At 72.1% G+C, this 22,599-nt stretch carries 19 protein-coding genes; 5 read left to right on the top strand and 14 right to left on the bottom strand.

From position 1 onward, the window contains the following. Positions 1-74: 74 nt before the first annotated feature. The 10 genes from OG730_RS26905 to OG730_RS26860 all read right to left on the bottom strand — a co-directional run bounded on the left by OG730_RS26905 (position 75) and on the right by OG730_RS26860 (position 12,326). The gene (locus tag OG730_RS26905; RefSeq protein WP_327306647.1) at positions 75-1,349 is read right to left on the bottom strand and encodes an ATP-grasp domain-containing protein; all 1,275 of its coding nucleotides are present in this window, start codon (positions 1,347-1,349) and stop codon (positions 75-77) included. Beyond that, entirely contained in the window at positions 1,346-2,695 is a 1,350-nt protein-coding gene (locus OG730_RS26900) for an amidohydrolase (RefSeq protein ID WP_327306646.1), read from the bottom strand. Before OG730_RS26900 ends, OG730_RS26905 begins: the two co-directional genes overlap by 4 nt. Before the next feature lie 10 nt (positions 2,696-2,705). Next, positions 2,706-4,130, bottom strand: a complete 1,425-nt coding sequence (locus OG730_RS26895; protein WP_327306645.1) for an MFS transporter — start codon at positions 4,128-4,130, stop codon at positions 2,706-2,708. Beyond that, positions 4,117-4,845, bottom strand: coding sequence for a hypothetical protein (locus tag OG730_RS26890; RefSeq protein WP_327306644.1), 729 nt, complete (start codon positions 4,843-4,845; stop codon positions 4,117-4,119). The genes OG730_RS26895 and OG730_RS26890 overlap by 14 nt, the downstream gene beginning before the upstream one ends. 78 nt (positions 4,846-4,923) lie before the next feature. Continuing rightward, positions 4,924-6,258 (bottom strand): diaminobutyrate--2-oxoglutarate transaminase family protein, encoded by a 1,335-nt coding sequence (locus OG730_RS26885; protein ID WP_327306643.1) that lies wholly within the window; start codon positions 6,256-6,258, stop codon positions 4,924-4,926. Then, entirely contained in the window at positions 6,255-8,714 is a 2,460-nt protein-coding gene (gene hypF, locus OG730_RS26880; protein ID WP_327306642.1) for a carbamoyltransferase HypF, read from the bottom strand. The genes OG730_RS26885 and hypF overlap by 4 nt, the downstream gene beginning before the upstream one ends. A 22-nt stretch (positions 8,715-8,736) precedes the next feature. Further along, positions 8,737-9,762, bottom strand: a complete 1,026-nt coding sequence (gene hypE, locus OG730_RS26875; RefSeq protein ID WP_327306641.1) for a hydrogenase expression/formation protein HypE — start codon at positions 9,760-9,762, stop codon at positions 8,737-8,739. 43 nt (positions 9,763-9,805) lie between these two features. Beyond that, positions 9,806-10,390, bottom strand: a complete 585-nt coding sequence (locus tag OG730_RS26870; RefSeq protein ID WP_327306640.1) for a cysteine hydrolase family protein — start codon at positions 10,388-10,390, stop codon at positions 9,806-9,808. 319 nt (positions 10,391-10,709) lie between these two features. Further along, positions 10,710-11,291: a GNAT family N-acetyltransferase gene (locus tag OG730_RS26865; protein ID WP_327306639.1), complete on the bottom strand. Its 582-nt coding sequence runs from the start codon at positions 11,289-11,291 to the stop codon at positions 10,710-10,712. A 231-nt stretch (positions 11,292-11,522) separates the two neighbouring features. Next, the gene (locus tag OG730_RS26860; protein WP_327306638.1) at positions 11,523-12,326 is read right to left on the bottom strand and encodes a hypothetical protein; all 804 of its coding nucleotides are present in this window, start codon (positions 12,324-12,326) and stop codon (positions 11,523-11,525) included. A gap of 308 nt (positions 12,327-12,634) precedes the next feature. Here OG730_RS26860 and OG730_RS26855 point away from each other — a divergent pair, with 308 nt between their 5' ends. After that, complete coding sequence (locus tag OG730_RS26855) at positions 12,635-13,603, top strand: helix-turn-helix transcriptional regulator (RefSeq protein WP_327306637.1); 969 nt, start codon at positions 12,635-12,637, stop codon at positions 13,601-13,603. Positions 13,604-13,630: 27 nt separating this feature from the next. Here OG730_RS26855 and OG730_RS26850 read toward each other — a convergent pair whose 3' ends face one another. Further along, entirely contained in the window at positions 13,631-14,578 is a 948-nt protein-coding gene (locus OG730_RS26850; RefSeq protein ID WP_327306636.1) for an EamA family transporter, read from the bottom strand. A gap of 119 nt (positions 14,579-14,697) precedes the next feature. On the opposite strand from OG730_RS26850, the gene OG730_RS26845 reads away from it, so the two are divergent. Next, on the top strand, positions 14,698-15,654 hold the full coding sequence (locus OG730_RS26845; protein WP_327306635.1) for a LysR family transcriptional regulator: 957 nt from the start codon (positions 14,698-14,700) through the stop codon (positions 15,652-15,654). Between the two features lie 10 nt (positions 15,655-15,664). After that, positions 15,665-17,542 carry a glycoside hydrolase family 3 protein gene (locus OG730_RS26840; protein WP_442815028.1) on the top strand — a complete coding sequence of 626 codons (1,878 nt, stop codon included), beginning with the start codon at positions 15,665-15,667 and terminating at the stop codon, positions 17,540-17,542. A gap of 36 nt (positions 17,543-17,578) precedes the next feature. Here the strand turns inward: OG730_RS26840 and OG730_RS26835 are convergent, their stop codons facing one another. The 3 genes from OG730_RS26835 to OG730_RS26825 all read right to left on the bottom strand — a co-directional run bounded on the left by OG730_RS26835 (position 17,579) and on the right by OG730_RS26825 (position 21,279). Beyond that, positions 17,579-19,048: a S28 family serine protease gene (locus OG730_RS26835; RefSeq protein WP_327306634.1), complete on the bottom strand. Its 1,470-nt coding sequence runs from the start codon at positions 19,046-19,048 to the stop codon at positions 17,579-17,581. An 84-nt stretch (positions 19,049-19,132) separates the two neighbouring features. Then, positions 19,133-19,555 carry a hypothetical protein gene (locus OG730_RS26830; RefSeq protein ID WP_327306633.1) on the bottom strand — a complete coding sequence of 141 codons (423 nt, stop codon included), beginning with the start codon at positions 19,553-19,555 and terminating at the stop codon, positions 19,133-19,135. A gap of 71 nt (positions 19,556-19,626) precedes the next feature. After that, positions 19,627-21,279 carry an aldehyde dehydrogenase family protein gene (locus tag OG730_RS26825; RefSeq protein ID WP_327306632.1) on the bottom strand — a complete coding sequence of 551 codons (1,653 nt, stop codon included), beginning with the start codon at positions 21,277-21,279 and terminating at the stop codon, positions 19,627-19,629. Between the two features lie 99 nt (positions 21,280-21,378). Between OG730_RS26825 and OG730_RS26820 the strand changes: the two genes are divergently transcribed. Together OG730_RS26820 and OG730_RS26815 are read left to right on the top strand one after the other, a co-directional pair. After that, positions 21,379-21,933, top strand: coding sequence for an EF-hand domain-containing protein (locus OG730_RS26820; protein ID WP_327306631.1), 555 nt, complete (start codon positions 21,379-21,381; stop codon positions 21,931-21,933). A gap of 129 nt (positions 21,934-22,062) precedes the next feature. Then, the gene (locus tag OG730_RS26815; protein WP_327306630.1) at positions 22,063-22,455 is read left to right on the top strand and encodes a hypothetical protein; all 393 of its coding nucleotides are present in this window, start codon (positions 22,063-22,065) and stop codon (positions 22,453-22,455) included. Positions 22,456-22,599 lie beyond the last annotated feature (144 nt).

Here is a 22,599-nt window from a genome sequence, read left to right as displayed (position 1 = left end):
TGGATTCCTTTCCGGTACGGGGCGTGGAGCGGGTTCGCCCCGGAGAACAGGGGGTGCGAGACGTGTGGGGGGGGTCAGCCCGTCGGGCCGTCGGCGGGCGGGGCGCCGACCGGTACGCAGGTCAGCCGGAAGGAGTTCGCGGACTCGGTGATGGCGGCCTCGACCTCCCGGGTGGTGGCGCCGCGGAAGCGGAAGCGGGTGCCGACGTGCTCGTAGCCGCTGATCGCCGGGGCCGTGGAGCCGACCGGGGTGTGCTTGACGGCGTACGGGAGGCGGCCCGGCGCGGGTTCCCGTACCCAGCCGGCCGCTTCGACGCGGCAGGGGGCGGGCACCGGGAGCGGGAGCAGCAGGTAGCCGCCGACCTCGCCGGTCTTGAGCGGCGGCAGGACCGGGGTCAGGCCGAGCTGGATGTCCACGGCGGCGGCCATCAGGTCGACTTCGTGGACGTCGCGCCAGGTGAAGGGGATCTCCCCGCCGCCCACCCGGGCCCCGCACTCCAGGAAGACCAGCGCGGGCCCGCCGCCGGGCGCCGGGGTGACGAAGGCCTCCAGATGGAAGACCCAGGGCTGCGAACCGCCGAGGGCGGGGCCGACCGCGGCGGCGAAGGCCTCCACCGCCTCCAGCAGCGCGGGTTCGTCCTCCTCCACGGAGCCGAGCCAGGTGCCCTGGGTGAAGTCGGCGCAGGTGCCGCCCACGTAGCGCGAGACGGTCCAGCTGCCGAGCGAATCGCCCTCCCACAGCCCGTCGATGTGCAGGATGGGCCCGTCCACGTAGCTCTGGACGAGGTGCGGTTCGGCGGCCAGGGCGGCGGCCAGGGAGCCCAGTTCCGCCAGTTCGGCGGCGGAGTCGATCTGGACCACGCCCCGGCTGGCGGTGCCGCGGTGCGGCTTGACGACCAGCGGCCAGCCGTGGGCCTCGCCGAAGGCGAGCACGGCGGCCGGGTCCGGCGCGGGGGCGAAGGCGGGCACCGGCAGGCCGGCGGCCTCGGCCGTGCGGCACATGGTCAGCTTGTCTCGGAACACGGCCAGTTCGGCGGTGTGCTGGCCGGGGATCGCGAACTCCTCGCGGATCAGCGCGGCCGTGTCCAGGTCCCCCTCGTTGAGGGCGATCAGCCGCGCCGGGGCGCCGAAGCGGGCCACGAGGCCGGTGACGGCCGCGCGGACGGCGGGCAGGTCGTCGGTCAGGGCGACGGTGGTGACCGCGGCGGCGGCCTCGGGTAACGAGGCGCGGCCGAGCGCCGTGCTGACGTAGGTGACCTGGGCGGAGCCGTGGTCGATGTAGTCGGCGTAGTGCGCGTGGGTGTCCCGCCAGCGGTGCAGGACGATGATGTGCGGCCGGTCGGTGCTCATTCCGTCCCGCTCCCCTCACCCGCGTCGGCGCCCTCGGAGGAGGAGGAGGCAGAGGCAGAGGCAGAGGCAGAGGCAGCGGCAGCGGCAGCGGCAGCGGCAGCGGCGGCGAGCCAGGGCAGTGCCGCCGTGGCCATCGTGCGGACGCCGACGGACAGCGCGGGTCCGGCGACGGGCGCGAAGGTGGAGGAGTGGTTCTGCGGGAGCTCCTCCAGCTTGCCGGCCGCGAAGGCCTCCCCGAAGGCCTGCGGGTCGAGGCCGCCGTAGAACCAGTACACCGAGGGGACCTGGGCGGCGGTGGCGAGCAGCCCGAAGTCCTCGCTGGCGGTGGTCGGGCCCATCGTCATGACGGCGCCGGCCCCGAAGTGCTCGCGGTGGGCGTCGGCCACCCGCTCGGCGGCCGCGGTGTCGTTGACGGTCATGGGCAGGTGGTAGACGGAGGTGATCTCCGGGTCGGCGGTCGCGCCCGCCGCCGCCGATTCGGCGCGGGCGAGGCGCTCGACGGCCGCGAGGACCTTCTCGCGGACCGGCGCGGAGCTGGTGCGCACGTTGATGCCCAGCTCGGCCGTGTCGGGTATGACCGCGGCGGTGGTGCCGGCGTGCAGTTTGCCGACGGTGACCACCACCGGTTCCTGGGCGGCGATCTCGCGGGAGACCACGGTCTGGAGCCGCAGGACCAGCGAGGCCGCCATCACCACGGGGTCGACCGCGGCCTCGGGCTTCGAGCCGTGGCCGCCGCGCCCGAAGAGCTTGACGGTGATCGAGTCGGTGGCGCCCATGACCACGCCGGGCAAGGTCGCGACGAGCCCGACGGGGCCGGGTCCCACGTGCGAGCCGAGGATCACGTCGGGGCGCGGGAAGCGCTCGAAGAGCCCGTCCTCGACCATCTCGCGGGCTCCGTAGCCGCTCTCCTCGCCCGGCTGGAAGACGGCGACGACCGTGCCCCGCCAGGCCCCGCGGTTACGGGCGAACAGGGCGCAGGACCCGATGAGCGCGGCCACGTGCAGATCGTGGCCGCAGGCGTGCATCACCGGGACCTCGGTGCCCGATTCGTCGGTGGCCGTCTCGGTGCTCGCGTACGGCAGTCCGGTGGCCTCCTTGACGGGCAGCGCGTCCATGTCGGCGCGCAGCATGACCACCGGGCCCTCGCCGTTGGCCAGGACCGCGACCACGCCGGTGCGGCCGACGCCGGTGGTGATCTCCCAGCCGCCCTGGGCGGCGAGGCGCTCGGCGACCAGGGCCGCCGTCCGCTTCTCCTGGAAGGCGAGTTCGGGGTGGGTGTGCAGGTCGCGGTAGTCGGCTTCGAGGGCCGGCAGCAGCGAGTCGAGTCCTTCGAGCAGTGCGGTCATGACGTCCTTCTCAGGCATGAGGGGTTACGGACACAGGCTGTTCGCTACCGAGGTGTTCGCTACCGGGGTGTTCGCTACCGGGGTGTTCGTGTACGGCCCATGAGGCGGCCAGCGCCACCGCGGCGGTCAGTGCCGGCCACCACGGCAGCCAGGCGCCCAGGCCGGCCGACCTCAGGAGCTCCGCGAGCATCGGGAACGTGCCGCCGAAGAGGCTGATCGCGGCCGCGGTGGGCAGGCCCACGGCGACGGCGCGCACCGCCGGCGGGAACAGCTGCCCCGCGAAGACGTTGCTCACCGCGAGCGGGAGGCCCAGCAGGAAGAGCAGCACCACGGTGACCAGTTGGACGGGAACCCGTCCGGAGTTCATGGCCAGCAGCAGCGGTACGGTGCCCAGCGCGAGCCCGGCGAAGCCGAGCCGCAGGACGGGCAGCGCCCCGATCCGGTCGGCCGCCTTGCCGCCGCCGAGCATGGCCGCGAGGAGCGCCACCATGCCGAGGAGCAGCGCGGCGGAGGTCTCCTCCTTGCCGGCGGCCCCGGCGCTCTCGGCGTACGAGGGGAAGTCGACGGTGACGAAGTAGAAGGCGGTGGTGGCCCCGGAGGTGATGGCGAACACCACGGCGAGCCGCCGGAGATGGGCCCGCAGCACCGGCCAGGGGCTCGGAGCCCTCACGACCGGCGCCTTCCGCGGCATCCCCGCGGACGGGGCCGCTCCCTGCGCGGCCCCGCCCGCGGCAGCGGTGAAGACGGTGCTCTCCGCCGCGCCCCGCCGGATCCACAGGGCGGTCAGCCCGAGCAGCCCGCCGAAGACGAAGCCGAGGCGCCAGGCCCCGTCCTCGACCCCGCTCTCGCCGAACACTCCGAGCAGGAGGTTCATGACGATGAAGGAGAGCGCGCTGCCCAGTACCACTCCCCCGTAGGAGACGGCGCTGTAGAAGTAGCGGCGCCCGGCCGGCGCCGTCTCGGTGACGTACGCGGCCACGCTCGGGTTCTCCGCCCCGACCGACAGGCCCTGCACCAGCCGGGCCCCCACCACCAGGAGCGGAGCGGCCAGGCCGATGGAGGCGTAGCCGGGGACGACGGCCAGGAACAGGGAGCCGGCGGCGATCAGGCCGACCGTGAGGGTCAGTCCGTAGCGCCGGCCGCGGGTGTCGGTGAGGCGGCCGATGAGCACGCTGCCCAGCGGGCGGACCAGGAAGCCGAGGGCGAAGCCGAGGTAGGCGGCGATGAGTTTGGCGGTGGGCGAGGTGCCGGGGAACAGTGCCTCGGCGAAGTAGGGGGCGAGGATGCCGTAGATGGTCCAGTCGTAGGCCTCGACGACCGAGCCGACGGTGGCGGCGGCCAGTTCCCTGCGGGGGCGCCGGCCCGGCGCCGGTGCGGCGGCGGTGGCCGCCGCCGCACCGGCCTCCGGGAGACCGGCTTGGTCAATGCTGGTCATCTGTTACTCCGTAGACCCTGATCAATGAGGTGTCCTGCCCGGGGAAGGGCACGGCGTGCAGCCGGACCCCGGTCGCCGGGAGGGAGTCGAGACCGGTCAGGCCGGTGAGGGCGGGCAGGTTGGCCGCGGCGAGCGCCGCCGCCACCGGCCCGTTGCCCTCACGGCTGTCGGTCGCCACGAGGAGCGCGCCCTGCCCGGCGAGCAGGTCCACCGCGTCCTCGGTGAGGTACGGGCCGGCCGCGCGGCCGGTCTGTACGACGACGGCGCGGCCCGCGAGGTCGAAGGGCGCCAGCGCCAGCCGGTCGGCGACCGGCGCTCCGGCTCCGAGGAGCCGGACCAGGACCACGGGAAGGTCCACCAGGCCGGCGAGGCCCGGGGCGGCCCCGCCCGGGCCCGTCGGCCAGGCGGCCCGGGTCGCGGGGCCGGTCAGGTCCGCGGTGGTGCGGCCGGAACCGGCCGAGCCGGTGTTCCGGGAGCCCTTGTGGGGCTCCTGGATCAGCTCCCGGCGGGTGATCTTCGTACTGCCGACCATCAGCAGTCCGAGGTGGCGGACGATCAGTTCGCCCAGGTCCCCGTCGGCGATGTCGTCACCGGGGATGTCCAGGCGGAACCCCTGCATCTGCAGGGCGCCTCCGTTGCTGAAGACGACCTCCGCGTCGAAGTCGACGCGCCACTCGCCGCCGTGCTCACCGCTGTTGTTCGTTCCCGTGGCCATGTTGAATGTCCTTCTCTTCGTGGATCCGTGCTCTGCCGTGCCGAGCCGGCTGCTCCGGCTCGGGCACGGTCGACCGGCTCAGACGCAGTCGATCAGAGCTTTCTCCAGCGCCGCCGCCATCTCGTGGATCTCCTCGTCGGTGATCACCAGTGGCGGGAGCAGCCGGAGCACGGCGCCGTGCCGCCCGCCGCTCTCCAGCAGCAGCCCGTGGTCCAGGCAGGCGCGCTTGACGCGCTTGGCCCGGGCCCCGTCGGCGGGCAGCGAACCGAGGGCGTCGGCCCGGCCGGCGGGGTCCACGATCTCGATGCCCCACATCAGCCCCCGGCCGCGGACCTGGCCGATCTCGGGGTGACCGGCGGCCAGCCGGCCGAGCAGGGAGCCGATCAGTCTGCCCTTGGCGGCGGCCTTGTCGATCAGCCCCTCGGACTCGGTGACCCGCATGGCGGCGAGTCCCGCGACCAGGGCGATCTGGTTGCCGCGGAAGGTGCCCGCGTGGGCTCCGGGCGTCCAGGCGTCGTACTTGCCGTGGTAGAGCAGCAGCGACAGCGGGAAGCCGCCGCCGGCCGCCTTGGACACGAGGACGGCGTCCGGCTCGATCCCGGACTCCTCGAAGGCCCACATGGTGCCGGTGCGTCCGAAGCCGGCCTGGATCTCGTCCAGGACCAGCGGGATGTCCAGCCGGGTGGTGATCTCCCGCAGCCCGCGCAGCCAGGCGGCCGGCGCCGGGATCACCCCGCCCTCGCCCTGGACCGCTTCGACGAAGACGGCGGCCGGCTTGGTGATGCCGCTCTCCGGGTCGGTGAGCAGCCGCTCGATGTAGGTCAGGCCGGCCCGGACGCCCGCCTCGCCGCCGATGCCGAAGGGGCAGCGGTAGTCGTAGGGATAGGGGAGGTGGTGGACGTCCGGCATGAGGGAGGGCACGGACTCCTTGGCGCCCAGGTTGCCGGTGAGGGCGAGGGCGCCCGCCGTCATCCCGTGGTACGCCCCGTGGAAGGAGATCACCGTCCGGCGGCCGGTGGCGATCTTGAAGAGCTTGATGGCGGCCTCGGTGGCGTCGGTGCCCGCCGGTCCGCAGAACTGGGTCTTGAAGGTGTCCGCCATGGTGCCCGGCAACCGCGCGTACAGCGCCCGGAGGTACTCGTACTTGGCCGGGGTGGTCAGGTCCAGTGCCTGCTGGACCTGACCGGAGGTGAGGTAGTCCCCCACCGCGGCCAGGACGTCCGGATGGTTGTGCCCCAGGGCGAGGGTGCCCGCCGCGGCGAGGCAGTCCAGGTACTCCCGGCCGTGCCCGTCGCGGACGCGCGCCCCGTGCCCTTCGGCGAGGAGCTTGCCGAAGGCGTTGGCGTAGGTTCGGGCGCCCGATTCGCGCGCCTCGACGAAGGTGTACATCTCGTCCGGCGTGAGGGTGGTCACGTCGTCACTCCACTTCGATTCCGCAGGTGTGAGCGGGCGTCGGCGACCATGACCTGACCGAGGGCGATTCCTCCGTCATTGGTCGGAACGAGCCGGTGGACATAGGTGTCGAAACCGTCGGCGGTCAGCCCGGTCAGACAGTTGAGCAGCAGGAACTCGTTGAGGAACACGCCTCCGGAGAGGGCGACCTGGTTGACCCCGGTCTCCTCCCGCAGGGCCGTGCAGCGCTCGCGGACCATGTCGACGACGGCCGTGTGGAACCGTCGGCTGATCCGCTCCACGGGCAGTCCGGCGGCGATGTCGGCGGCCATGGCCCGGATCACGGGCCGCGGGTCCACCTCGGTCAGTCCGTCCGCCGCGTAGGACCCGAAGCGGTACGAGGCCTGCGGCTCGCGGGTGGCGTCGCGGTCGAGCAGCCCCTCCAGCTCGATCGGGCCCTGGGCCTCGTACTCGGCCCTGGCGCAGACCCCGGCGAGGGCGGCGGCCCCGTCGAAGAGCCGGCCCATGCTGGAGGTGGGCGGGGAGTTGATCCCGCGGGCCGCCATCGTCGCGAAGACCTGGCGGCGCTGCGCGTCGAGGGCGGCGAGGGCGGGGAAGCCCGCGAGGGCCCGGTCCGGGTCTCCGTCGAAGGCGTCCAGGGCGAGCGCGTACCCGGTGCGGATGGGTTCGCGCACCGCCTGGTCCCCTCCGATCAGCGGCAGGCCGCGCATCCGGCCGACCCGGCGGAAGGCGGCGTAGTCCCCGAGGAGGAACTCCCCGCCCCACACCGTGCCGTCCTCGCCGTAGCCGAAGCCGTCGAAGATCACGCCGAGGGTGGTGCCGCGCACGTGGTTCTCCGCCATGCAGGAGGCCATGTGGGCGTGGTGGTGCTGGACTTCCACGGTGGGCAGCGCCGGGCCCGTGCCGTCGTCGTCCAGGGCCGCCCGGGTGGAGCGGAACTGCGGGTGCATGTCGTGCGCCGTGGCCTCCGGCTTGAGCGCGTACAGCTGCGCCAGGTGCCGGGCGGTGCGGTGGTGCGCGGCGAAGGTCTCGTCGTTCTTGAGGTCGCCGATGTGCTGGCTGAGGAAGACCTGGGAGCCGTTGGTGAGGGCGACGGTGGTCTTCAGTTCGGCGCCGAGGGCGACCACGGGTGCCACCTCGCGGCCGACGTCCACGGGGTAGGGGGCGTAGCCGCGGGCCCGGCGGATGAACTGGAGCAGCGGCTCGTCGAGTTCGGGGTGGTCGGAGAGGCGGACCACCGAGTCGTCGACGCGGATCTCGATGTCGCGGTCGTGGTAGAGGATCACGTCCGCGATCTCGAAGAGCTGCTCCAGGGCCTCTTCGTTGCGGTAGGCGATGGGGTAGCCGGAGATGTTGCCGCTGGTGGCGACGAGCGCTTCGAGACCGGGCTCGTCCAGCAGCAGGTGGTGGTGGGGTGCCGAGGGCAGCATGATCCCCAGGTTGGGGTTGCGCGGGGCCACGGACTCCGGGAGGGAGCCCGGACGCTTGCGGGCCAGCAGGATGGGCCGGGCCGGCGAGCGCAGGACGTCGATCTCCGCCTCGGAGAGGTCCACCAGGGCCTGCGCCGTGGTGAGATCGCGGACCATCACCGCGAACGGCTTGGAGTCGCGGCGCTTGCGGCCGCGCAGCAGGGCCACGGCCTCCGCGTTCGTCGCGTCCACCACGAGGTGGAAGCCGCCGACGCTCTTCATGGCCGCGATCCCGCCGTCGGCCAGCACCCGGGCGGCCCGCAGGAGGGCCTCGTCCCCTTCGGCCGTGCCCCCCTCGCGGTCCCGGAGCAGCAGCCGGGGGCCGCAGTCCGGGCACGCGTTGGGCTGCGCGTGGTAGCGCCGGTCCATCGGGTCCTCGTACTCGGCCTTGCAGTCCGGGCACATGGTGAAGGCGGCCATGGTGGTCATCGGCCGGTCGTACGGCAGGTCCTGGATGATGGAGTACCGGGGCCCGCAGTTGGTGCAGTTGATGAAGGGGTAGCGGTGCCGGCGGTCCTTCGGATCGCGAAGTTCCGCCTGGCAGTCGCCGCATACGTGGGTGTCCGCCGGGAGCAGCGCGGACCGGGCTCCGGTGTGCTCGCTGTGCACGATGGTGAACGGGCCGGCGGGCACGGTGCCCGCGGCCAGTCCCCGGGTCGGCCGGACCTCGTCCACCCGGGCGAGCTCGGGGGCGCGGCCGCTGAGGCCCGCCGTGAACTCCTCCAGGGCGGCGACCGGTCCGGACGCCTCCACCAGCACGCCTTCGGGGTCGTTGCGAACCCAGCCGGAGAGGCCGAGTTCACGGGCCAGCTTGTAGACGAACGGCCGGTAGCCGACGCCCTGGACCACGCCGGTGACGCGGATGCGCCACTCGTCAAAGGCGCTGACGGCGCTGTGGGCGCTGCCGGTGCCGACAGTGCCGGTGCCGACGGTGCCGGCCGTCCCGTCGGGCCGCTCCGTGACGGTCTGCTGCTCGGTGCTGCTCATGGCGGTCTCCTCGGTCCCTTTCTCAGCAGAGCCGGGGGAGTTCGGCGCCGAGGAGTTCCTCCAGCTGGGTCTCGCGGCCGTCCTTGTCGCGCAGCAGCACCAGGCCCTCGGTGTCCTCGGAGATCTCGCCGATGGTGACCGCGTGCTTGCCGTAGGGCAGCGAGCGCAGGGCGGCCAGTACGTCGGCCTCCGCCTCCGGGGCCACGAAGACCACGAGGCAGCCCTCGTTGGCGCAGTGCAGCGGGTTGATGCCGAGCATGTCGGCGGCCATCGCCGTCTCGTGCTGGATGGGCAGGTCGTCCTGGGCGACGCGGATGGTGCGGCCGAGCTTGTGGGCGTACTCGTGGAGCACGGCGGTCAGGCCGCCGCGGGTGACGTCGCGCATCGAGCGGACGGCGCCGGCCTCGACGTTCGACAGGACCGTGTCGACCAGGCCGTTGAGGGGCGCGCAGTCGCTGTCCACGCGCTGCTCGAAGCCGAGGCCCTCGCGGATGGAGAGCAGGTGCACCGTGTGGTTTCCGATGGGGCCGCTGAGGATCACCTTGTCGCCGGGGCGCACGTCGGTCATGGTGAGCGGCTCGCGCTCGAAGACCCCGACGCCCGCGGTGTTCAGGTAGATCTGGTCGGCCTCGCCCTTGCGGACCACCTTGGTGTCCCCGCCGACGATCTGTACGCCGGCCTCGCGGGCGGTGTCGCGGATCGACTCGAGGACCTGGACCAGCTTGGGGATGGGGAGCCCGGTCTCCAGGATCATGCCGAGGGTGAGGTACTTGGGCCGGGCGCCGGCCACGGCCAGGTCGTTGACGGTGCCGCAGACCGCGATCTTCCCGATGTCCCCGTTGCCGAAGAACGGCGGGTCGATCACGAAGGAGTCGGTGGTCATCGCGATGCGGTCGCCCTCGATCTTGAGGACCGCGCTGTCCTCCATGATGCCGACGTACACGTCGCCGAGGGTCGCCGCGATCAGCTGGACCAGGTCCTGGCTGAGCTTCGCGCCGGTGCCGTGGTCGAGGACGATGAATTCGGTGGGATCCACGCTCGTGGTCATGCCGGTTCCTTTCTGGAACGGGTCGTTGCGGGGAGGGGCGTGGTCACGGGGTCTTGATGTTCTTGCGGGGCAGGCCGCCCTCGGCGTCGAGGACCTTGATGACCTCGGCGGAGTCGGACACCGTGGCGCAGTAGCCCTCCAGCCAGTCCAGGGCGCGCTGCTTGTCGTCGAGGCGGGCCGAGACGACGCAGTCGGAGGGGACCCAGATGTTGTAGCCGCGGAAGAACGCGTCGGCGGCGGTGGTCTGGACGCATATCTGCGTCTGCATGCCGGTGATCAGCACGGTGTCCACGCCGAGGGCCTGGAGGCGCTCGTGCAGGTCGGTCTCGTAGAAGCCCGAGTCCTTGCTCTTCTCCATGACGACGTCCTCGGGGGCCAGGAAGGCCTCGATGATGTCGGCGCCGTGCGTGCCGCGCTGGACCGGGAGGTAGCCGTCGTAGCGCTCGGCGTTCGGGTCGTCCGGGTCGTTGACGAGCTGCAGGTGGAAGATGTGGTGGCCGCGGCTGCGCATCTCGTCGAGGAAGCCGGTGAAGTGCGGGGTGGCGGCCTCGACGGCGGCGACGCGCTCCGGGTTCTTCTCGACCAGTTCGTACTGGAGGTCGTTGGTCAGGACGGCGATCTTGGACATGGCTGTGCCCTTCGGTGGAGTGGCGTGGTCCCGCAGCCCGTCCGGCGCACGTCGATGTGCGCCCCGGCGGGCGGTGGGTGGGGTGGGGAGCTGCGCACCGGCCGGTCGGCCGCGAGGGGCCGTGGCGCACGGGCGGATCGGCCCGGGGCGGTGTACGGCGTGCTCGGTGCGGGGGCCTGCGCGGACCCGGCGGGCGGCGCGGCGGCGGGGAGGGGTGCGGGTGCGGGTGCGTGGGAGGGGGGATTTACGGGTGTGCGCGTACGGTGTCAGGCGCGGTGTGCGTCGGGCCCGGTGTGCGTACGGCCTGCCGGTACGGAGGTCAGCTCGCTACCGCGACGCGGTCGGATTCCAGCTCGTGCAGCCAGGTGCCGGTGGCCTCGAAGTGGTCCGTGATGTCGGCGAGCCGGGCGTGCATGTAGAAGCCGGTGACGGGGCGGCCGTCGGCGCGGGCGTAGTCGGGCAGCCGGCCGTACTCCCGGAAACCCAGGCGCTGCCAGAGCACGGAGGGGCCGTCGTCGCGGACTTCGAGCGTGATGACGTCGCAGCCCATCTCGCCGACCTTGCGCAGGGCCTCGGCCCAGCCTTCGAGCAGGAACTGCCCGCGGTAGTCGGGGGCCACGACGCAGCGGCGCATTTCGACGATGTGGCGCCGGGCGGGCAGCGGGGCCCGGGCGAGCGTCACCATGCCGACGATCCGGCCTTCGTTGTTGCGGACGTGGAGGAGGTCCACGGCGCCCTTCCGCAGGTCGGCCTCGAAGGCCCGCATCAGGGGCAGGCCCTTCTCCAGGCCCACCGGTTCGTAGAAGCCGAGGGTCATCTCCTTGACCGCCACGGCGTCCATCAGCTCGATCATTTCGCGCATGTCCTGTTCGGACAGTTCGCGCGGCCATGAATAGTGCATCGTCTTCCTTGGTGAGTAGACGGTGGAGCAGCCGGACCCCGGACATCGCGGCGCTGCCCCCGTGGGGGCGGCGCGGCACATCTGGAACGCAATGCCCGGGATCGCCGGACTGCGGGGGTGTCGGCCCTACGGCCCTTCAGAGCTCCGGCCCTTCGGGGCTCGGCCCTTCAGCGCTCGGCCCTTCAGAGCTCCGGCCCTTCAGCGCCTCGCCGGCAGGTGTGGGCCGGTCGGTCAGACCGAAGCGGTGGCCTTCGTCTGCAGGTTGGTCTGTACGGCGGCGGCCGGTGCGGCCTGGGTCAGCAGCGAGGCGTCCGCGCCGGCACCGAGCACGGTGGCCGCGTAGACCTCGACGAAGTAGGACACGAACAGTGAGTTGATCTTGATGAGGTGCTCGACGAAGCGCTCCTCGTCGGCCTCGTCCTCGATGATGCGCATGATCAGGTTCCAGACCATGTCGACGTGGTCGTCGTCGTCGTCGAGGGCCAGGTGCGCGCGGGCGCCCTTGGTCTTGTCGGCGCCGACGTGCTGCTCCATGATGTCGAGCCAGTCGGGCTGGGTCTTGCCCGCGATGTACTCCAGGTAGAACCCGCTGATCATCGCGGCCAGCGGACCCTCCGTGGCCATCGTGTAGTAGAAGTAGCCGTTGAGCAGCTCGGTGGCGAAGGTCGGACGGATCGCGTAGATCTCCTCGTCCGTCATGCCGACCTTGTGCAGGTCGCCGGCGAACATGCGGTCGTGGCGGCCCTCTTCCGCGCCGTACAGGCCCCACTCCTTGCAGAGCTGCGGGTCCCGGGTGGCCCAGTAGTTGGCGATGAGCGGGTCGACGGCACGCTTGAGGCCGATCCGGATCATCGTCTCGACGTTGTGCCGCTTGTACAGCTCGAGGTCGAACTTCTCCTTGTCGAGCATCCCGTCGGCGCCCGCGCTGCGCTCGTAGAAGTCCCGCTCGAACTTCAGCAGGAGCTCGTCGACGCGCTTGCGGAACTCAGGGCGCTGCAGGTTGGAGTACGTGTTGTACGACTTACTACGAGGCATCTCATCCCCAGCCGAGATCGTTGACTACCTGACCCGGGCCAGTGGCGGCGGCGATGTTCGCCGCACCACTCGTCGACGGGGCGAGGAAGACGGTCACGGCGAAAGTTGCCGCAATGGCGATGAGGAAACTCGCTATACGTGGCATGCTTGCCTGCCCCTCAAGATGTCTTGCGGTCCGGATCAGCTTCGGCATCATCCTGTCCGTTCGGCCACATCCGGAGCCATCCCTTTCTGGGATCATGTTGCCGCTGGCGAAAACATGACAGGGGGATGAATTGAACTCAATCAGACAAGTCCATCCTTTTACAGTGCCCCGGCTCACCCACGCCGGGGACCGTCTCTACCGGTTCGTCACCCGAACACCGGGTACAACGCGCGAAACAGCGGCCCTGGCCCTGGACGTGAGCGCCGCCGAGGTGCAGGAGGCGGCGGACGCGCTCGACGATCTGGGGCTGCTGAGCGTGTGTCCCGTGACGGGCATCTACACCCCGTACCCCGTGGAGCACGCGCGCATCAAGGTCCTCAACCCGGCGCAGCACAGCCTGAACGAGACCCAGTCCTTCCTCGATCAACTACGCGGAGAATTGGATGAGTTAACGGTCAAGACCGCGGATCTCCGGGACGACACCTCGCTGGAGGTCGTACCGGGCCTGGGTGACGTGCGCAAACTCATCGCCGGACTCGCGGACGGCAGCCGCACCGAGGTGCTCACCTCCCAGCCCGGCGGCGCCCGGGACGAGGAGGTGCTCGCCGAGAGCCTGGAGCGGACCGAACGCCTGCTGGGGCGAGGGGTGCGCATGCGGACCCTCTACCAGCACACGGCCCGGTTCAGCCCGGCCACGGCGTCCTTCGTGGGGCGGGTGACACCGCTCGGCGCGGAAGTGTGCACGCTCGCCGGCGGTTTTCCGCGCTGCATCATCTTCGACAAGGAAGTGGCGATCATCCCGCTCGCGGACGGATCGCACGGGGCGGCGGTATCGAGAAATAGCCACCTTGTCTCATTCCTGTCGGAGGCCTTCGAGCGGGCCTGGAGCGCGGCCGAGAAATTCACCTCGGAAAACGATCAATCGGCGCGCGCCGCGATTACCTCCGACATTCAGCAGACCATCGTGTCGCTGCTCATTCAGGGCGAATCGGACAACAGAATAGCCCACGTGGTCGGTATTTCTTTGCGCAATTGTCAACGCCACATTGCGAACATCATGAAGAGCATCGGCGCCCGCAACCGGCTCCACGCCGGATACCTGCTGGCGAAGGAGCCCTTCAACGGCGTCTGACCCGCCGGGAGCCGGAGCGGGCGGCGCCTAGCGGCCGCCCGCCGCCGGAAGCGGAACCTCCAGTGAGGCCACCACCGCGGGCTCCGGCCCCTCCGCCGGCCGCGGCGCCGCGGCCCGGGGCTTCGAGGGGACCAGGGAGGTCACCGCCACCCCGCCGACCAGCAGGACGGCCGCCACCCAGCGCAGCCCGCTCACGTCCTCGCCGAGCACCAGCGCCGCCGAGCTCATCCCGAAGACCGGGACCAGCAGCGAGAAGGGCGCCACCGAGGAGGCGGGATAGGTGCGCAGCAGGAACCCCCACGCGCCGAAGCCGAACACCGTGGTGATCCAGGCGAGGTACACGATGACCCCGACCCCGCTCCAGTCGAGCCCGCGCAGCGCCGCCAGGTCCCGCTCGGGGCCCTCGATCAGCAGCGACAGTCCCGCCAGCGGCAGCACCGGCACCACGCTCACCCACACCATGAAGTTCAGCGCGTCGGGCGGGGAGGCCTTGCGGGTCAGCACGTTGGACACGCCCCAGCACGCGGCGGCCGCGATCACCATCGTGAAGCCCAGCACCGGCCCGGAGGCGCCCTCGTCCACGGCGGCCACGGCGATCCCCGCGAAGGCCACGGTCATGCCCGCGATCCGCAGCCGGCCCGGCCGCTCCTTGAGCACGACGGCCGCGAACACGGCGGTGAACACCGCCTGCGCCTGGAGCACCAGCGAGGACAGCCCCGCCGGCATCCCGTTGGCCATGCCGGTGAACAGCAGCCCGAACTTCGCGATGCCGAGGACCACGCCGACCGCGACGATCCACTTCCAGGCCACCTTGGGGCGCCCGACGAAGAACACCGCCGGCAGGGCCGCGACCAGGAAGCGCAGGGCGGACAGCAGCAGCGGCGGGAAGGATCCGAGCCCGAACTCGATGACGACGAAGTTGAAGCCCCAGACCGCGGCCACGAGGACCGCCAGGGCGATGTGAAGGGGTCGCATGCTCCGAGCATCCGCTCATCAACCATTTAGCACCAGCGCGGATGTCTTCAGGGTCGGATGTAGCGTTGCTTCATCCAACCTCCATCCAACTGCCGTGCCCGCGGCCTAAGCTGCCTGGCATGCTCGACCTCTCCCGGCTCCGCGCCCTGCACGCCGTCTCCGTCCACGGCTCGGTCGGCGCCGCCGCGGCCGCCCTGGGGTACACCCCCTCCGCCGTCTCCCAGCAGATCGCCAAGCTGGAGCGGGAGACCCGCACCACCCTGCTCGAACGCCACGGCCGCGGGGTCGCCCTCACCGAGGAGGCCAAACTGCTGGCCGCCACGGCCCAGCAGCTGATGGACATCTCGGAGCGGGCGGAGACCGCGCTGGAAGAGTCCCGCGGCCAGCCGGTGGGCCGGCTGCGGGTCGCCGCCTTCGCCTCGGCCGCCCGCGGCCTGCTCCCCGGGGTCCTCGCGGACCTGGCCCACCGTCACCCGGCCCTGGAAGTACGGCTCACCGAGATCAACCCGCACCTGTCGATGGACCTCGTCTCGCGCGGGGTCACCGACCTGGCCGTGACCCACGACTGGGACATCGCCCCGCTGCCCGCCCCCGAGGGCGTGGAGCAGGCGGTGATCGGGGACGACCGCTGCGACCTGGTGGTGCCCGCCGGGCACCCCTTCACCTCGCGCGAGGTCATCCACCGCTCGGATCTGGGCGGGCAGCGATGGGTGTGCCAGCCGCCCGGCCGGGTCTGCCACGACTGGCTGGTGCGGACCCTGCGCACGGCCGGGTTCGAGCCCGACATCACGCACGTCGCCGAGGAGAACCACACCATCGTCTCGCTGGTCGCCGCCGGGCTCGGGGTGGCCGTCGTACCGCGGCTGGGCACCGGGACCCTGCCGCCCGGCGCGGTGGCCGTACCGCTGGAGCCGGGCCCCGTACGCCGGTTGTACGCCCTGTGGCGGACCGGGGCCGCCCGCCGGCCGGCGATCACCGAGGCCGTACGGACCCTGCGCGAGCACTGGCCGCTGGTCGCCCCCCGTCCGGGGGACTCCGCGAGTGTCCCCCGCTCCGGAGACCCCGTACCGCAGTAGGGTCCGGCGCGTGCCGAACCACGCCTCCCGCCGGACCCTGCTCACCGTGGCCGCCGTGGCCGCCGTCACCGCCGCGGGGGCCGCCTCCGCCGCGGTGGAACCCGCCCGCGGCCCCGGCGGCCCGGCCCCCGACGACTCCCGGCCCGGCGACCGCGCGCCCGGGCGCTCCCCCGCCCGTCACTCGTCGGGGGCCGCGCCGCGCGAGACGATGGCGCGGATGAGCCCGGCCGAACTGGTCGGGCAGCTCTTCGTATCGCGGGCGTACGGCCACTCGGCGACCGAGCCCGACCCCGAGGACGCCGCCCTCAACCAGCAGGCCTTCGGGGTGCGCACCCCCGCCGAGCTGGTCGCCCGCTACCACCTCGGCGGGATCGTCTACTTCGGCTGGGCGCACAACACCCGCTCCCCGCGCCAGATCGCCGAGCTGTCGGCCGGGCTCCAGCGGGCGGCCGCGGGCTCGGGCGGGGGCGTCCCGCTGCTGCTCTCCATCGACCAGGAGCACGGCGCCGTCGCCCGCGTGGGCCGGCCCGCGACCCTGCTCCCGGGCGCCATGGCGCTGGGCGCCCTGGCCCTGGGCAGCGGCGGTTCCACCGCGGAGGCCCGCCGGGCCGCGCGCATCGCGGGCGCCGAGCTGGCGGCCATGGGCATCCGGCACGACTACGCCCCGGTCGCCGACGTGAACGTCGATCCCGCCAACCCGGTCATCGGCGTACGGTCCTTCGGCGCCGACCCGCACGCCGTGGCGGCCCTGGTCTCCGCGCAGGTCCGCGGCTACCAGGGCGCCGGAGTGGCCGCGACGGCCAAGCACTTCCCGGGGCACGGGGACACCGGCACCGACAGCCACGTCGGGCTGCCGCTGATGAAGCACACCCGGGCCCAGTGGGAGGAGCTGGACGAGCCGCCGTTCCGGGCGGCCGTGGAGGCGGGCGTCGACGTGGTGATGACGGCGCACATCGTCTTCCCCGCGCTCGACCCCTCGGGGGATCCGGCGACCCTCTCGCGGCCGATCGTCACCGGGATCCTGCGCGAACGCCTGGGGTTCGGCGGGGTGGTGGTCACCGACGCCCTCGACATGGCCGGGGTCCGCCAGAAGTACGGGGACGACCGGGTCCCGGTGCTGGCCCTGAAGGCGGGCTGCGACCAGCTGCTGAACCCGCCGGACCTGGGGCTCGCCGTCCGCAGCGTGCTGGCGGCCCTGGAGTCGGGGGAGCTGACCCGGGCCCGGATCGAGGAGTCGGTGCTGCGCATCCTGGAACTGAAGGCCCGCCGGGGTCTGTTCGACGCGCCGGCCCGGGAGGCGGCGCAGGACGCGGCGCGGGTGCTGGACGCGGTGGACGCCACCGTCGGCACCCCCGCACACCTCGCGGCCGCCGGGGAGATCGCGGACCGTACGACGACCCTGCTGGCCAATCCGGTGGGGCTGCTGCCGCTGGATCCGGCGGACCGGCCGCTGCTCCTGGTCACCGGGACGGACCCCGTCTCCCCCACGGGTACGACGGGACCCCCTACCGCGGTACTGGCCCGGGAGCTGTCCGCGCTGGGCTGCCGGGCCACGGCCCTGCCGCCCGCCCGCGCGGTGGCGGCCGCCCCGGGCAACGCGGCCGTGCTCGTGTGCACGTACAACGTCCCCGAGGGCGCGAGCCCGCAGCGGGAGCTGGTCACCGAACTGCTGGCCACCGGCGTGCCGGTGGTCCTGGTGGCCATCCGCAACCCCTACGACCCGGCCCGGCTGCCGGCCTGCGCGGCCGAGCTGGCCACGTACACCTGGACGGACGTGGAGCTGCGGGCGGCGGCCCGGGTGCTCACCGGGACCGTACGGCCGACCGGCCGCCTGCCGGTCCCGGTGCCGGGCCGCTACCCGCTGGGCCACGGGCTGGCGTACGGGTAAGCCCCCGCACCCCTCCCGCGGCCCCCTACGGAGCCGTTACGGGCGCAGCATCGGCTCGCGCTCGATGTCGCGCTGGTCGAGCTGCGCGTCCGGCTTCGCCAGCGGCGTGGCCTTCGCCGCGCCGGTGGGCGCGGCGGCCGGGGCCACTCCGGCCCACTTGAGGATCTTCTCGGTGGCCAGCGCCTTCTCGGCCTCCACGAGCTTGGAGACGTTGGCCCCGTGGTTGGCGCCCGGAGCGATCATCACGTAGCTGTCGCGGGCCCCGTAGCCGAGGTGGAACGGTTCGGCACCCCACGGGTCGTTCTGGCCGTAGACGAAGAGCATCTGGTTCGCGTTGTTCTTCACCCAGGTGTCCACGTCCCGCATCGCCGCGGGCTGGAAGGTCATCGGGATGTCGCGGGGCACGAAGTTGCGCGGCGGCTGGTAGCCGTAGCGGCTCAGGTCGCCCAGGTGGGGCTGCTTGATGTCGGGGGAACCGAGCTGGGTGCCCGCCTGGTAGTAGTACGGGGTGTACGTCTCCAGGCCCTGGTCGGCGTAGGCCGAGAAGCCGGAGATCGCGTCGATCGTGTCCCAGATCTCCTGGTCCGTCGCGGTGGCGGCGGCCGGGATGGTGGCGCAGTCGGCGAGCAGGCTGTACTGCCAGAAGGCCCACACGTAGTCGAGCACGACGGCCTCGTAGGCCTTGTCGAGGTTGCCGACGGTGGTGAAGGTCCAGCCGTTCTCGGCGGCGGCGACCGCGTACTTGGCCTCCAGCGGCTCGCGGCGCACGAGCGCCTCGCGCTGCACCGCGTTCAGCTTGTCGCGGCACTCCTTGGTGCCGACCTTGGCGAAGAACCGGTCGTAGGCCGAGTCCTCCTTGTTCACCACGTCGTTGGGGGCGACGTACGCGACGACGCCGTCCATGTCGCGCGGGTAGAAGCGCTCGAAGTAGGTGGCCGTCATGCCGCCCTTGCTGCCGCCCGTGGCCAGCCAGTTCTTCTTGTAGACCTTCTTCAGGGCGGTGAAGATCCGGTGCTGGTCACTGGCCGCCTGCCAGATGTCGAGGTTCGACCAGTTCGCCGGATCGGGGCGGGACGGGGTGAAGAATCGGTACTCCAGCGACACCTGGTTGCCGTCGACTATGGTCGTCGGCTCGCTGCGGCGCGGGTTGGTGTTGACGTTGTAGCCGGAGGTGAAGAACACCGTGGGCCGCGTGACGTCCTTGTGCAGCAGGGTCAGGCGCTGCTTGAAGGTGCCCTTCCACGGCGCCCGGTGGTCCACCGGCTGCTCGTAGTTCAGGACGAAGAAGCGGTAGCCGGGGTACGGCTTCTCCTCGATCAGGCTCATCCCGGGGATCGCGAGGATCCGGTCCTTGATGTCTTCCGTGGCGGCCTTGGCATCCGTGGCGGTGGCATCCGTGACGGCGGACGGTTCCGCGGCGGTGGCCGCTTGCGCCGTGGTGCCGGCCGTACCCACGGTGCCGATCAGCACCGCGAGCGACAGCAGCCATCCGAGCTTCTTGCGCATTCACACTCCCCATGAGTTCACATCGGTCGCCGTGAACCTAGCCGGGGGAACACGCGGCTGAACAGACCTAGTTGGGCCGCTCCATCAGCAAAGGATCCAGCCGGAATCGACGGATCCGGCTCCCACGCTCCCCTTTACATACACGCAGCGGCTGATCGCGTGGACGCTGACGGGTCCGGCGTACCGGGTGAATCGCCCCGCGTCGCGCACCGGGAAGCCGCCGCGCGGCTGGATGCTCACCGACATCTCCCGCCGCTGACCGGGCGTCCGGGCGACCGTCATCGCGCAGGCCCGGTCGCGGGTCTTGTAGACGCGCACCTCCCCCGTGGAGAAGGGCAGCGTCCGCACCAGGCTCCCGGCGCACCCGCCGGACGCCGCGTACGCGGGCTGCGCCGCCAGCAGTCCGGCCGCGCCCAGCGCGAGCGTCACCGTGACCACCCCGGCGCGGGCGGCCCATCGTTTCCGCGGGTTCCGCGGCTCGCGCGCCTTCAACACCCTGTCTCCCATCCGTCGTACGTACAACGTGCGTACGTTCGTACGACGCCGGGCCGCCTCACATGGTTGCTCCGGACAAGAACTCAACCCATACGACCCGCCGAACCCGCCGAACCCGCCGAAGCCTCCGGAGCCGCCGGAGGCTCCCCGCACGCCGCCGCGTGGTCGAAGACCGACTCCCGTGGCCGGACCAGCGTGGCGACGGCGATCGACTGGAGGTGCGTGGTGCGCACGGCGGGCATGTTGGCCTCGCCGAACACCCCGCCCGTCGCTCCCGTGCCGCCGTTGTACGGGAGCAGGGGCAGGCAGCCGATGTGCGAGTCGTTGACCTTCAGCATGCCGCCGTTGACGACCTCCTCGCAGAACCGCTCGACGACCCGCTCGTCCCGGCTCCACAGGGAGTTGCGCAAGCCGTAGCGGTTGGCGTTGAGGAACCCGATGGCCTCCTCCAGCCGGACCGGCGCCTCGGGCACGACCACGCAGAGCAGCGGGAAGAAGGTCTCCTCGCGGAAGGCGCGCAGCCGGGCGGCCCGGTCCAGCCCGTCCACCCGGACGACCGCCGGGCGGATGAACGGCCCCGCCGCCGAGGGCTCGTCGTCCACGTCGACGAACTCCCCGCCGCACAAAAGCTCCCCGCCGGCCTCCTCCAGCACCTCACCGAGGAACTCGGTGAACTCCGCCCGCTTGACCACCGGACTCAGTACGGTGCGCGGGTCCTCCGGCGGCCCGGGCCGGATCTCCCGCACCTGCTCCATCAGCTCCTTGAGCAGCCGGTCGGCGACCTCCGGATGCACGATGGCGAACTTCGGGGTCATGCAGATCTGCCCGGAGCCGTAGTACCGCTCGCACAGGGCCCGCGCGGCGAGATCGGCCTCGGCGTCGTGCCACACCAGCACCCCGTCGTTGCCCGACAGCTCGAGTACGGGCTTCTTCCCCGCGGCCACGCACTCCCGCTCCAGCTTGAGGCCCTGCTCGGAGCCGCCGAAGAAGACGAGGTCGTCGCAGTCGGGGCTGTCCAGCCACTGGCGCACCACGGCGCGGGCGTGCGTGCAGAGCACGTTCAGGGTGCCGGGCGGGGCGCCGAGCCGCTCCAGGAGCGGGGCCACGATCTCCCGGTAGACGAAGGAGACGCCCAGCGGGGCGGTGGGCGGCGCGTTGACGACCAGGCTGTTGCCGGCGGCGAGCGCCATCACCCCGTAGAAGGAGTTGGAGGTCGGGGCGTTGCGCGGCGGGCTCAGGCACACCACCCCGTCGGGCTTGCGCACCATGCGGGTCCGGCGGCCGGCGGCGGTCCGCTCGGGCTCCCGCAGCCGCCCGGCGAAGTCCGCGACGGAGTCCGGGTGGAAGGAGGCGGTCACGGAGTCCAGCTCCCAGGCGGCCAGCCGTACGGGGTGGCCCTCGGCGACCAGCAGCCCGGTCAGCTCCTCGCGGCGCTCGACCACGGCCCGGTGGACTCCGTACAGCAGCTCCAGCCGGTCCGCGAGCGGGATCCCCGCCCATCCCGGCTGGGCGGCGCGGGCGGCGGCCAGGGCGCGCGCACCCTGCTCGGGGGTGGACAGGGCGACGCGGCCGGCCAGCAGCCGGTCGTCGTACGGCAGGTCCTCGCCGCGCTCCAGCCGGGCCTTGAGGCCGAGCACCGCGAAGGGCTCGCGGAGCAGCCGCCCCACCCGGGGCGAGTACACCCAACGGGTGCCGGGCTCCTCGACGCCGTTGACCCATACCTCGTAAGAGTGCATCCACAACTTCCTAGCGGGATAACGGGAGTTCGTGATCACGCAGGAGATTACGCTACGTGAACGGGGAACCCCGCACCGTAGCCGCGAAAGGCACTTGAAATGACGAACGACCTGCTCGACCGCAAGCTGGACCGCGCCTTCGCCCACCTGGACGTCAACGACGACCAGGTGATCGACGAGCACGACATCATCGGGCTCGGGTCCCGCCTGCTGTCGGCCCTCGGCGAGCCGGCGACCTCCCCCAAGGCGACCCAGGTGATGGGCGGGCTGGTCGACTTCTGGCAGGAGCTCTTCACCGAGCTGGACATGAACCGGGACGGGAAGGTCACGCCGGAGGAGTACAAGCAGGGCATGACCCGCCTCTTCCAGGACGACCGCGCGGCCTACGACAAGTCGTTCCGGCCCATGGCGCACGCGATGCTCCTGGTCGCCGACAAGGACGACGACGGGCGGATCAGCCCCGAGGAGTTCCACGCGGCCCAGCTCGCCTTCGACACCAAGCTGAACCGCGAGGACACCGACGCGCTCTTCACCCGCATCGACGCGGACCACGACGGATTCCTGTCCGTGGACGAGCTCCTCGGTGCGGTACGGGAGTACTACACCGGCACCGAGGAGGACGCCCCCGGCAACCTGCTCTTCGGCGAGCTCTAGCCCCGAAAGCGACCTAACCGGGGATCCGCGCTCCGTCAAGCCGCGAGATCTCGGGTCGTGACTCCGCACGGTCGGCGGGGCGTACTGGGAGGAACCCCCATCCGCCTCGCCCACCAGAGGAGAGCAGTCATGAACCACGTTTCCAGGAAGCCGCGCCTCGTCCTGTTCGCCGCTTCGGCCGCCATCGTCGCCGGCGGCGTCCTCGCGCCGGCCGCCGCTTTCGCCGCCACTCCCGCGAGCTCGCACGCGGTCAGGGCCGACGACACCGGCAACGAGTCCACCCTCCTGCTCCGCACCGACTCCGACGAGGGCCTGATCCACACGGACCGGCCCGCCAAGGACAGCCCGGGCAAGTGGGGCAACGGAAAGCACGGCAAGCGCCCCGGCAAGCACTCTCCCGACGTCATCCGGGTTCCCGACAAGCCGGAGTACCAGTGCGTAGCCGCCCCCTGCGGGCCGCCCGAGAACATCGACGACGCGGCGTTGGGACACGCGACCGTCCCCAACGACGCGAGGACGTGAGGTCGACGCAGGAGCACACCGGAGCCCCGGGTCCGCACGACGGACCCGGGGCTCCGGTGCGTGTACGAGGAGACGCGAGCAGCGCTTTTACGGGAGGCGGCTCCGGGCGTCAAGCCCCGAACGTGAGTGGCGTGACGCGGATCC

The organism is Streptomyces sp. NBC_01298, from assembly GCF_035978755.1.
GTDB lineage: Bacteria > Actinomycetota > Actinomycetes > Streptomycetales > Streptomycetaceae > Streptomyces.
Note: the sequence above shows the minus strand (reverse complement) of the source record. Positions and strands in the feature narration are given on the sequence as shown.